Raw genomic sequence first — 12,083 nt, 5'->3', positions numbered from 1 at the left:
CCCGAGTCTCGACCTCCGCCACTCATTCGCCGAAGGAACCGCACCGTCATGGCCACTCTGAAGAAATCCGCCCGCAAGAAGCGCAGCACCGCCCCTGCCGACGACACCCTGCAGGCGCAGGCGGAGAAGCTGTCCAAGCGCCTGGGCGAATCGGCGCAGCAGGTCTGGCTGGCCGGCGTCGGCGCGTTCGGCCGCGCCCAGGCCGAAGGCGGCAAGCTGTTCGAGACCCTGGTGAAGGAAGGGCTGAACCTGGAGCAGAGCACGCGCAAGCTGGCCGGTGGCGGCGTCGACGCGGTGCGCGATGCGGTGGAGAACCGGGTCGGCCAGGCCCGCGAGCGCGCCGCCGACACCTGGGACCGCCTGGAGAAGGTGTTCGAGGATCGCGTGCAGCGCGCCCTGCGCCGCCTGGAAGTGCCCAGCCGCGAGGACCTGGGCGCGCTGATCGACCGCGTGGATGCGCTCAACGGCGAGTTGCGTCATCTGCGCGGCGGCCGTGCGCCGCAGGCATCGGGCAAGGCGCCGGCAGCGAAGAAGGCCACCAAGAAGACCGCCGCGGCGCAGCCCGGCGCCGCCAAGCGCGCGGCACCGGCACGTCGACGCGCCGGCCCGGTGGTCGCCAAGGTCGCGCCCGCCAAGAGCGCCACCGCGCCCAAGCGCGCCAGCCGCAAGCGCAATGTGGCGCCGACCCCGGCCGAGTAACCGGATTGTTGCAAAGCAGCACGTTTTTCCAGACAATCGAAACGGACCCGCCAGTCCATCAGAAGACCGTTTGCTCCCCTCCCCTCTCGGCTTCGGACTGGCGGGTCTTTTCTGTCCGCCTCCACCGCTGTCGCCTTGCCGGCGCCGTGACACGCTGGCGATACACTGACTTCTTTACGGCGCGTGTGCGGGTGCAAGCATGTTTTCCTGGATAGCGGCAGCGATCTTGGCGGTCGCGGCATGGCTGGCGGCCAGCCTCTACCTGTGGCTGGTGCGGCGCCGCGAAAACGAGACCATGGCCGGGCTGCACGCGCTGGCCGGGCTGCACTGGCGCGATTTCTCCTACATGGTGCGGCGCGCGATGCGCGAGCAGCGCGACCTGCAGGACGCCGCCGTCGACGAGCACGCCAGCCAGGAACCGCAAAGCGACTTCGTGATGACCCGCGGCGACGCGCGCTGGCTGCTGTCGTGCAAGCACGGACGGGCTTACCGGATCGGCTCGGCCGCGGTCAACGAACTGGGTGCGGCCGCGCGGCTGATGGGCGCGCAGGGCGGCATCCTGATCACCGAGGGCAAGGTGCAGCGCGACGGCATCGCCGCGGCCGAGAAACAGGCGGTGGAAATCCTCGACGGCCGGCGCATCTGGCCGATGCTCAAGCCCTACCTGCCCAGCGAACTGGAAGACGGCGTGATCGGCGCCAGCCGCCGCCGCGCGCAGCGCCACATCGCCATCGCCGGCCTGGCTTCGCTCGCGCTGGGCGTGGTGACCGGCGTCGGTGCCCTGGCCCTGCAGCAACCCGCCGAGCCACCGGTCTCCTTGGCCGCACCTGTGCCACCGCCGGCGCCCGCCGCACCGGCAGCCCCCACGCAGGCCACCGCCGCGCCAACGAACAGCGCCGTGGCCGCGCCGCAACCAGCACTCGACGACACCGGCAACCTGGCCGAACCCGACCCCGCCACCGAACAGCGCCACCGCCAGGCGCTTTCTAAGACCCTGGCCGGCACCCCGGGCGTGATCCGCGGCATCTGGCAGACGCAGATGACCCTGGTGGTCGACCGCAGCGGCGACGACGCCCAGGTGTGGCCGCGCATCTGCCGCGAAGTGGAGCGCTACCCGAGCCTGCGCACCGTCCGCATCCAGCTCAACCCGCGCCCCGGCCACGCCGAGCCGGTGCGCTGGCGGCAATGTAGGACGTTTTGAGCGGGGATTGGGGAGTCGGGATTGGGGATTGGTAAAAGCGGGTCGCTGCGGCGGATGGGCTGTTGCGAAGTCCCGTATCCCAATCAGGGCTTAATCGACACAGACGCAGCGCGTCGGCGCGGTCATCGCCATTCCCCCTAGGTCGCCTAGTTCTGAGGCAGCGCCTGCGCTGGCCACTGCACGCCCCGCTGCGTCCTAGCGGAACGACAGCAAAACCTTAGCCCACGCGAACACAGATCCGATATCGGGAACCCGCTTTTGCGAATCCCCAATCCCAACTCCCCAATCCCCGCCCCACTACCAATGGACGCCCCGCATCAGCGCAGCAAACGCGATCTGCTCCTGGCTGGGCTTGGCCTCGCGTAGCGCCTTGCGGTCGCCCTTGGCCGCGGCCGAGTCGGGGAACAGTTCGAAGGCGGTGTTCATCACCACCTCGTAGGCCTTCGGCGCCACCGCATTGACCAGGGCGGCGAAGATGCCCAGGCGCGTGGCCACGCGGCTGGGGCGTTCGATGATCGCCTTGACCATCAGGTCGGCGGCCTCGTCCACGCTCAGGGTCGGCACGCTGTCGTACATCTTGGTCGGGGCGATCATCGGCGTCTTCACCAGCGGCATGTTGACCGTGGTGAAGCTGATGCCCTTGCCCGACAGCTCGCCCTGCGCGCAGCGGCTCCAGGCGTCCAGCGCGGCCTTGGAGGCCACGTAGGCGGAAAAGCGCGGCGAGTTGGCCAGCACGCCGATCGAGCTGACGTTGATGATGTGGCCCTTGCGCCGCGCGGTCATGCCCGGCAGCACGCCCATGATCAGGCGCAGGCTGCCGAAGTAGTTCAGTTGCATGGTCCGTTCGAAATCGTGGAAGCGGTCGTAGCTGAGTTCGATCGAACGGCGGATCGAGCGACCGGCGTTGTTGATCAGCACGTCGACATGGCCGTGCGCCTCCAGCACGGTCTTGAGCAGGCGGTCGCAGTCGGCCAGGTCGGACAGGTCGGCGGTGTAGGCGAAGACCTTGCCGCCCTTGGCGTTCATCGCATCGCGTGCGGCATGCAGTTCCTGCTCGCCGCGGGCCACGATGACGGTGATGGCACCGGCCTCGGCGACGCGCTGCGCGGTGGCCAGGCCGATGCCCGAGGAGCCGCCGGTGATCAGCACCACCTTGCCGCGGACCTTGCCCTTGAGCGAGCGGTCGACGAACAGATCCGGGTCCAGGTGCCGCTCCCAGTGGTCCCACAGGCGCCAGGCATAGTCTTCCAGGCGCGGCACGGCGATGCCGCTGCCCTTCAGCGCGCGCTCGGTCTCGCGGCTGTCGAAGCGCGTGGGATAGGTGATGAACTTCAGCACCTCGCGCGGGATGCGGAAATCGCGCAGCAGCATGCCGGTGAAGCGGCGGATCGGCGGCAGGCTGCCGACCGCGGCGCGGATGCTCGAGGGCACGAACGCGAACATGCGCGCGTCCACCCGCAGGGTCATCTCCGGGGCGTGGCCGGCGCGGCAGAACACGTTGAGCACCTCGCCCACGCGCAGCGGCTCGGGGTCGGTGAGGTGGAAGGTGTGGCCGTCGAGCTTGGGCTTGTGCGCGATGTGGTCCATCGCGTCGGCGACGAAGTCCACCGGCACCAAGTTGATCCGCCCGCCCTCGATGCCCAGCATCGGCGCCCACGGCGGCAGCAGTTGGCGCAGCTTCTTGATCAGCGGAAAGAAGTAGTACGGGCCGTCGATCTTGTCGATGGCGCCGGTGCGCGAGTCGCCGACCACCATCGCGGGGCGGTAGATGCGCCACTTGATCCGGGTCTCGGCGCGCACCAGCGCCTCGGCATCGTGCTTGGTGCGCAGGTAAGGGTCATCGAGCCCCTCGGCTTCCTCGAACATGTCCTCGCGGAAGATGCCCGGGTACAGCCCGGCCACCGCGATCGAACTGGTGTGGTGGAAGATGCCGGCGCCAATTTGCGCGGCCAGTTCCAGCGCGTTGCGGGTGCCGTCGAGGTTGGCGACGCGCTGTTCCTCGGCCTTGGCGGTGAGGTCGTACAGCGCAGCCAGGTGGAAGAAATGCTTGACCTTGCCGTGCAGCGCCTTGCGCTGCGCCGCGTCCAGCCCGCAGCAGTCGGCGCCGACGTCGCCGTGCAGTACCACCAGGCGCTTGGGATCCCACCCCTGCTCGCGGACCAGCGTATCGAACTTGCGCTGCGACTCCTTGCGCAGCAGCACATGCACGGTGCCCTTGCGCCGCATCAGGTTGGCCATCAGATAGCGGCCGATGAAACCGGTGGCGCCTGTCACGAAATACGTCATGCCGAACCATCCCTCGTTCCGCGGCCACGGCCCCTCGCCCAGCCTCGGCGCTAACTTGCCAGAGTGCGGCGGGCAGGACAAACGCACGCTGGAGTATGGTGAGTGCGTGCGCGCCGTGCTGCATCACAGCATCGCAGTGCGCCTATGTGGCGACGCTCGTGTGCAGTGCGCCGGCTTCAGCGCGCGCCGGGCGAAAACCGCGCGACCAGGTCGTAGGTGTCGCCGAGGAACACCTGGCGCACGAAGGTCACCGCCTGCTCGCCGCGCCAGGTGCGGCGGTCGATCAACAGGCAGGCCGTGCCGGCCGGCACCTGCAGGCGTGCCGCCTGCGCGGCACTGGCGCCGACCGCGCTGATGCGGTGTTCGGCGCGCGTCCACGGCACATGCTGCAGCAGCCAGCTGCCGGGCACGGTGACCGCGAAGTCCATCTGCAAGGCCTCGGGCACCGCCACCGGATTGATCACCCGTTCCTCCAGCGCGAACGGACGACCATCGGCGTAGTGCAGGCAGTGCAGCGCCAGCAGGCTGCCCCCGGCGGCGACCTCGGCCTCCTGCGGCAGCCCCGCGCGCGGTGCGCGCTGCTGCCGCTCCAGCAGTTCGAAGCGGTAGGCATGACCACGCGCGGCGACCTCGACCGGGATGTCCGGAATCTCCAGCGCGACCTGCTCCATGTGCGGATGCGGCCGCGCCACGAACGAACCGGCGCGGCGCCGGCGTTCGATCATGCCGGCGTCGGCGAGCAGCGCCAGCACCTTGTTGACGGTCATCCGCGAGCAGCCGTACTGCGCCATCAACTCGTGTTCGAACGGAATGCGATGGCCGGGCGGCCACTCACCGCTGCGGATATGCGCCTCGATGTCGCGGCGGATGCGCTGGCTGAGCGGCAGGATCGGTGCGGCCGGCGTCATCGGCGGTCCGTGCCGCGGCAGACAGCACACAGCGCGCGGGTGCCGCGGCTCATGCGTCCAGCAGCCGGGTCAGCGCGCGCGCATAGCGGGCGGCCACACCCTCGCGCTGCAAGTGGCGGCCTTCGCGTACCAGTTCGCGGCCGTGGCGCCAGACCGAACGCACCGCGCCGCCGCGCGCGGCGAACAGCCAGCTGTCCAGCCAGGCATCGCCATGGCGCGCCTGCAAGGCCGGATGCGCGGCGTCCAGTTCGACCAGATCGGCCGGCGCGCCCTCGCACAGGCCCTGGGCCACGCCGAGCGCCTGCGCCGCGCCCTGCGCCGCGGACTGGAACAACAGGCGGCCACTGGACAGCGCGGTGTCGCCGGTCAGCACGTTGCGCCCGCGCAGGCTCAGGCGCTGACCGTATTCGAGCAGGCGCAGTTCCTCGGCCGCATCGATCAGCACGTTGGAATCGGAGCCGACGCCGAAGCGGCCGCCGGCGCGCAGGAACGCCGGCATCGGGAACAGGCCGTCGCCGAGGTTGGCCTCGGTGATCGGGCACAGTCCGACCACGGCGCCGCTGGCGGCGATGCCCTGTACTTCGGCGGCGTCGACATGGGTGGCGTGGACCAGGCACCAGCGCGCATCCACCGGCGCGTGCGCCAGCAACCACTGCACCGGCCGCTGCCCGCTCCAGGCCAGGCAGGCGTCGACCTCGCGGGTCTGTTCGGCGATATGGATGTGCACCGGGCCGTCGCACAGCGGCAGCAGGGCCGCCAGTTCGTCCGGGGTGACCGCGCGCAGGCTGTGCGGGGCCAGGCCCAGCACCGCGTCGTCCAGCCCTTGCAGGGCGCGGCGGCTGCCGTCCAGCAACGCGGCGAAACCGTCGACGTCGTGCAGCAGGCGCTGCTGCGCCGGGTTCGGCGCGGCGCCGCCGAAGTCGGCATGTGCGTAGAACACCGGCAGCAGGGTCAGGCCGATGCCGCTGGTCTGCGCCGCGGCCGCCAGGCGCTGCGCCATCTCGGCACGGTCGGCGTAGGGCCGGCCGTCGGCCGCGTGATGCACGTAGTGGAACTCGCCGACCCGGGTGAAGCCGGCCTCGAGCATCTCCACGTAGGCCTGCTCGGCGATGGCTTGCAGATCGTCGGGGCTCAGCCGCTGCAGGAAGCGGTACATCAGTTCGCGCCAGCTCCAGAAGCTGTCGCCGCTGCGCCCGCCGATCTCGGTGAGCCCGGCCATGCCGCGCTGGAAGGCGTGGCTGTGCAGATTGCCCAGCCCGGGCACCACGATGTCCAGGCACCGATCGCCCATGGCCGCGGCCACGCCGCGCTCCACCGTGGCGATGCGACTACCGCGCATGCCGATGCGTACGTCGCGCGCCCAGCCCTGCGGCAGCAGCGCGTGCGCGCACCAGAATTCGCCCGATCCCGCCTTGCCACTGGCCTGCTGTTGCGCCTGGGTCTGCACTGGACACCCTCCATCGACCGCAATATTGTATATACAAAATAAACGACGAGCCCGCCCGTGACCATGCCCTGCGACACGCTCTGGCACAACGCGCACCTGATGACGCTGGACGCCGAGGACGGCGGAGTGGGGCTGGTCCACGACGGCGTGGTGGCCTGCCGCGACGGGCGCATCGTCTACGCCGGCGCCGCCGCGCAATTGCCCGGCCCGCTGTCGGCACAACGCAGCATCGATTGTGGCGGGCGCTGGATCGGCCCCGGCCTGATCGACTGCCACACCCATCTGGTCTATGCCGGCAACCGCGCCGGCGAGTTCGAGCAGCGATTGCTCGGCGCCAGCTACGCCGACATCGCCCGCGCCGGCGGCGGCATCGTCTCCACGGTGCGCGCCACCCGTGCCGCCGACGAGGACGCCCTGCTCGCCGCCAGCCTGCCGCGGCTCGACGCGCTGCTGGCCGAAGGCGTGACCACGGTGGAGATCAAGTCCGGCTACGGCCTGACCCTGGAGGACGAACTGCGCCTGCTGCGCGTGGTGCGGCGCCTGGGCGAACTGCGCGCGGTGGCGGTGTCGCCCACCTTCCTCGGCGCGCACGCCGTGCCGCCCGAGGCCGAGGCGCAGGCCTACATCGACGAGGTCTGCGAGCGCATGATCCCGGCCGTCGCCGCGCAGGGCCTGGCCGAGGCGGTGGACGTGTTCTGCGAGCATCTGGCGTTCACCCCGGCGCAGACCGAGCAGGTGTTCCAGGCCGCGCAGCGCCACGGCCTGGCGCTGAAGATCCATGCCGAGCAACTGTCCAACCAGGGCGGCGCAGCACTGGCCGCACGCTACGGCGCGCGCTCGGCCGACCATGTCGAATACCTGGACGACGCCGGTGTCGCCGCGATGGCTGCCGCCGGCACTGTCGCGGTGCTGCTGCCGGGCGCGTTCTATTTCACCCGCGACACCCAGCTGCCACCGATCGCGGCGCTGCGCGCCGCCGGCGTGCCGCGCGCGCTGGCCACCGACTGCAACCCCGGCACCTCGCCGCTGACCAGCCCGCTGCTGGCGATGAACCTGGCGGCGACGCTGTTCCGGCTGACCGTGGCCGAGTGCATCGCCGGCTTCACCCGCGAGGCGGCGCGTGCGCTCGGGCGCCAGGACCAGGTCGGCCGGCTGCGCGCCGGGCTGGCCTGCGACCTGGCGATCTGGGACATCGCCGAACCGGCCGAATTGGTCTATCGCATGGGCTTCAACCCGCTGCATGCGCGTATCTGGAGAGGACAATGAGCGACGACGAGATCCTGCTGCGCCCCGGCGCGGTGAGCCTGGCGCAGTGGCGCGCCGTGTACCGCGGCGCCAGCGTGCGCCTGGACCCGGCCTGCGCCGACGCGGTGCTGCGCAGCGCGCGCACCGTGGAGGCGATCGTGGCCACCGGCGCGCCGGTGTACGGCATCAACACCGGCTTCGGCAAGCTGGCCAGCGTGCGCATCGAGCGCGAAGACCTGCAGGCCCTGCAGTGCAACATCGTGCTGTCGCATGCGGCCGGGGTCGGCGCGCCGATGCCGGTGCCGGTGGTACGGCTGATGATGGCGCTGAAGCTGGCCAGCCTGGCCCAGGGCGCCTCCGGCGTGCAGCCGCAGACGCTGGCGCTGCTGGAGGCGCTGCTGCACCACGAGGTGATCCCGGTGGTGCCGTGCCAGGGCTCGGTCGGCGCCTCCGGCGACCTGGCGCCGCTGGCGCACCTGGCCACGGTGATGCTCGGCGTCGGCGAGGCCTTCGTCGGCGACGCGCGCCTGCCGGCGGCGCAGGCGCTGGCCCAGGCCGGGCTGCAGCCGCTGACGCTCGGCGCCAAGGAGGGCCTGGCACTGCTCAACGGCACCCAGTTCTCCACCGCCTATGCGCTGGCCGGGCTGTTCGAGATCGAGCGCGTGTTCCATGCCGCGCTGGTCGCCGGCGCGCTGTCCACCGAGGCCGCGAAAGGCTCGGACACCCCGTTCGATCCGCGCATCCATGCGCTGCGCGGCCAGCCCGGGCAGATCGCCACCGCCGCCGCGCTGCGTGAACTGATGCACGACTCGGCGATCCGCGATTCGCACCGCGACAACGACGTGCGCGTGCAGGACCCGTACTGCCTGCGCTGCCAACCGCAGGTGATGGGCGCGGCGCTGGACGTGATGCGCCAGGCCGCCACCACCCTGGCCACCGAGGCCAACGGCGTCTCCGACAACCCGCTGGTGTTCAGCGATACCGGCGAGGCGCTGTCCGGTGGCAACTTCCACGCCGAGCCGGTGGCCTTCGCCGCCGACATGCTGGCGCTGGCGGTGTGCGAGATCGGCTCGATCAGCGAGCGCCGCGTCGCCATGCTGGTGGACCCGGCGCTGTCCGGACTGCCGGCGTTCCTGACGCCCAAGCCCGGCCTCAACTCCGGCTTCATGATCCCGCAGGTGACCGCCGCGGCGCTGGTCTCGGAGAACAAGCAGCGCGCCTATCCGGCCAGCGTCGACTCGATCCCGACCTCGGCCAACCAGGAAGACCACGTGTCGATGGCCGCGCACGGCGCGCGGCGCCTGCTGGCGATGGCCGAGAACGCGGCCAACGTGGTCGGTATCGAATTGCTGGCGGCCGCGCAGGGTTGCGACTTCCACGCGCCGCTGCGCTCCAGCGCCGCCCTGGAAGCGGCACGCGCGCTGCTGCGCGCCCGCGTGTCGGCGCTGCAGGACGACCGCTATTTCCACCCGGACATGCTGGCCGCCACCGCGCTGGTGCGCGACGGCGCGCTGGCCGCGGCGGTGGGGATGCAACTGCCCGAGGCCAGCGCCTGATCCGATGAAACCCTTGTAGGAGCGGCTTCAGCCGCGACCGGGCTGCCCCGGTAATCCTTGGTCGCGGCTGAAGCCGCTCCTACAAAAACAGCACAAGCGCGAGGCCCTATGACATCCCTCCCAGACTGGCTCACCGTGCACCGCGGCGATGCGCCGCTGATCCTCAGCTTCCCGCATACCGGCACCGAGTTGCCGGAGGCGCTGGCCGAGCGCTTCGTCTCGCCGTGGCTGGCGCAGCGCGATGCCGACTGGTGGGTGCACCTGCTGTACGACTTCGCCAAGACACTCGGCGCGACCACCGTGCGTACCGCAATCTCGCGCTCGGTGATCGACGTCAACCGCGACCCGGCCGGGGTGTCGCTGTATCCCGGCCAGAACACCACCGGGCTGTGCCCGCTGACCACCTTCGACGCGCAACCGCTGTACCGGCCCGGCGCCGAGCCGGATGCGACCGAGATCGACGCGCGCCGCACGCGCTGGTTCGCGCCCTACCACGCCGCGCTGGATGCGGAGATCGCACGCCTGCACGCCCGGCACCCGGCGATCGTGGTGTACGACGCGCATTCGATCCGCTCGCGCATTCCGCACCTGTTCGACGGCGAGCTGCCGCAGTTCAATATCGGCAGTGCCGGCGCCTCCGGTGCGGTGGATAGCAGCTGCGCGGCGGCGCTGACCGATGCGGTCGAGCGCGTCTGCGCCGACAGCGGCTTCAGCCATGTGCGCAACGGCCGCTTCAAGGGTGGCTGGAGCACCCGCCACCACGGCGCGCCGGCCGACGGCGTGCACGCGATCCAGATGGAACTGGCCTGCCGCGGCTACATGCACGAGCCGGACACGGTCGACCCCAGCACCTGGCCGTCACCCTGGCAACCCGACCACGCCGCGCCGCTGCACGCGGTGCTGCAGCACGTGCTGCAGGCCTGCCTCGCCTTCGCCCGCAGCCCCGCCGCATCCGGCCGCGTCGCCAACTGACGCGCGCGCACCGCGTTCCGCCTTCCGCGCATCCACCTGAGGATTCCCGCATGACCCGCCTCGACGCCACCCGCCGCATCCACGCCCCCACCGGCAGCACGCTCACCGCCAAGAGCTGGCTGACCGAAGCGCCGCTGCGCATGCTGATGAACAACCTGCACCCGGACGTGGCCGAGCGCCCGCAGGAACTGGTGGTGTACGGCGGCATCGGCCGCGCGGCGCGCGACTGGGAATCCTTCGACGCGATCGTGGAAACGCTCAAGCGCCTGGACGACGACCAGACCCTGCTGGTGCAGTCGGGCAAGCCGGTCGGCGTGTTCCGCACCCATGCCGACGCGCCGCGGGTGCTGATCGCCAACTCCAACCTGGTGCCGCGCTGGGCCAACTGGGACCACTTCAACGAGCTGGATAAAAAGGGCCTGGCCATGTACGGCCAGATGACCGCCGGCAGCTGGATCTACATCGGCGCGCAGGGCATCGTCCAGGGCACCTACGAAACCTTCGTGGAAATGGGCCGGCAGCACTACGGCGGCGACCTGTCCGGCAAGTGGCTGTTCACTGGCGGTCTCGGCGGCATGGGCGGCGCGCAGCCGCTGGCCGCGGTGATGGCCGGCGCCTCGTGCCTGGCGGTGGAGTGCCGCAAGAGCAGCATCGAGATGCGCTTGCGCACCGGCTATCTGGACACCTGGACCGATAATCTGGACGAGGCGCTGCGCCTGATCGAAGAATCGTGCACGGCGAAGAAACCGCTGTCGGTCGGCCTGCTCGGCAATGTCGCCGACGTGCTGGACGAACTGCTGGTCCGTGGCGTCAAGCCGGACCTGCTGACCGACCAGACCTCCGCGCACGACCCGGTCAACGGCTACCTGCCGCAGGGCTGGAGCGTCGAGCAGTGGGACGAAAAGCGCGCGAGCGCGCCCAAGGAAGTGGAGGCCGCCGCGCGCGACTCGATGGCCAACCACATCCGCGCCATGCTCGCCTTCCACGCGCTGGGCGTGCCGACCGTGGACTACGGCAACAACCTGCGGCAGATGGCGCTGGAAGAAGGCGTCACCGATGCATTCGATTTCCCCGGCTTCGTCCCCGCCTACATCCGTCCGCTGTTCTGCCGCGGCATCGGCCCGTTCCGCTGGGCCGCGCTGAGCGGCGACCCGGAGGACATCGCCAGGACCGACGCCAAGGTCAAGGAACTGATCCCGGACAACCCGCACCTGCACCGCTGGCTGGACATGGCCGCCGAGAAGATCCAGTTCCAGGGCCTGCCGGCGCGCATCTGCTGGGTCGGCCTGGGCGATCGCGACCGCCTGGGACTGGCGTTCAACGAAATGGTCGCCAACGGCGAACTGAAGGCGCCGGTGGTGATCGGCCGCGACCACCTGGACAGCGGCAGCGTCGCCTCGCCGAACCGCGAGACCGAGGCCATGGCCGACGGCTCCGACGCGGTCTCCGACTGGCCGCTGCTCAACGCCCTGCTCAACACCGCCAGCGGCGCCACCTGGGTGTCGCTGCACCACGGCGGCGGCGTCGGCATGGGCTTCTCGCAGCACGCCGGCATGGTCATCGTCTGCGACGGCACCGAGGCCGCGGCCAAGCGCATCGCCCGGGTGTTGTGGAACGACCCGGCCACGGGGGTGATGCGGCATGCCGATGCGGGCTACCCGATCGCGATGGACTGCGCGAAGGAGAAGGAACTGGATCTGCCGGGCATTCTGGGCTGATCGGGTGCCGACGAGGGGTGCTGGCCACTGGCCGGCATCCGCCTGCATTCT

General features: G+C 70.7%; 9 protein-coding genes. 6 read left to right on the top strand and 3 right to left on the bottom strand.

The window, feature by feature from the left end; genetic code table 11:
* The first annotated feature begins 48 nt into the window (after positions 1-48).
* Together GGR66_RS07215 and GGR66_RS07210 are read left to right on the top strand one after the other, a co-directional pair.
* Positions 49-699, top strand: coding sequence for a phasin family protein (locus GGR66_RS07215; RefSeq protein ID WP_160970980.1), 651 nt, complete (start codon positions 49-51; stop codon positions 697-699).
* 199 nt (positions 700-898) lie between these two features.
* The gene (locus tag GGR66_RS07210) at positions 899-1,900 is read left to right on the top strand and encodes a restriction endonuclease (RefSeq protein ID WP_184447790.1); all 1,002 of its coding nucleotides are present in this window, start codon (positions 899-901) and stop codon (positions 1,898-1,900) included.
* A gap of 297 nt (positions 1,901-2,197) precedes the next feature.
* Here GGR66_RS07210 and GGR66_RS07205 read toward each other — a convergent pair whose 3' ends face one another.
* From GGR66_RS07205 to GGR66_RS07195, 3 genes are all read right to left on the bottom strand, one after another.
* Positions 2,198-4,186, bottom strand: coding sequence for an SDR family oxidoreductase (locus GGR66_RS07205; protein WP_184447789.1), 1,989 nt, complete (start codon positions 4,184-4,186; stop codon positions 2,198-2,200).
* Positions 4,187-4,362: 176 nt separating this feature from the next.
* Positions 4,363-5,094 (bottom strand): histidine utilization repressor, encoded by a 732-nt coding sequence (gene hutC, locus GGR66_RS07200; protein WP_184447788.1) that lies wholly within the window; start codon positions 5,092-5,094, stop codon positions 4,363-4,365.
* 49 nt (positions 5,095-5,143) lie between these two features.
* Positions 5,144-6,541: a formimidoylglutamate deiminase gene (locus GGR66_RS07195; protein ID WP_184447787.1), complete on the bottom strand. Its 1,398-nt coding sequence runs from the start codon at positions 6,539-6,541 to the stop codon at positions 5,144-5,146.
* 63 nt (positions 6,542-6,604) lie between these two features.
* On the opposite strand from GGR66_RS07195, the gene hutI reads away from it, so the two are divergent.
* From hutI to hutU, 4 genes are all read left to right on the top strand, one after another.
* Complete coding sequence (gene hutI, locus GGR66_RS07190; RefSeq protein WP_184448089.1) at positions 6,605-7,807, top strand: imidazolonepropionase; 1,203 nt, start codon at positions 6,605-6,607, stop codon at positions 7,805-7,807.
* Positions 7,804-9,342, top strand: coding sequence for a histidine ammonia-lyase (gene hutH / locus GGR66_RS07185; protein WP_184447786.1), 1,539 nt, complete (start codon positions 7,804-7,806; stop codon positions 9,340-9,342). The genes hutI and hutH overlap by 4 nt, the downstream gene beginning before the upstream one ends.
* 108 nt (positions 9,343-9,450) lie before the next feature.
* Positions 9,451-10,314: an N-formylglutamate deformylase gene (gene hutG / locus GGR66_RS07180; RefSeq protein WP_184447785.1), complete on the top strand. Its 864-nt coding sequence runs from the start codon at positions 9,451-9,453 to the stop codon at positions 10,312-10,314.
* Positions 10,315-10,364: 50 nt separating this feature from the next.
* Positions 10,365-12,032, top strand: coding sequence for a urocanate hydratase (gene hutU, locus GGR66_RS07175; RefSeq protein WP_184447784.1), 1,668 nt, complete (start codon positions 10,365-10,367; stop codon positions 12,030-12,032).
* The last annotated feature ends 51 nt before the right edge of the window (positions 12,033-12,083 follow it).

The sequence above is a fragment of the Xanthomonas sp. 3498 genome, from assembly GCF_014199795.1.
Classification (GTDB): Bacteria; Pseudomonadota; Gammaproteobacteria; order Xanthomonadales; family Xanthomonadaceae; genus Xanthomonas_A; species Xanthomonas_A rydalmerensis.
The sequence above is the reverse complement of the archived record's forward strand: the minus strand, read 5'-3'. Positions and strand labels throughout refer to the sequence as shown.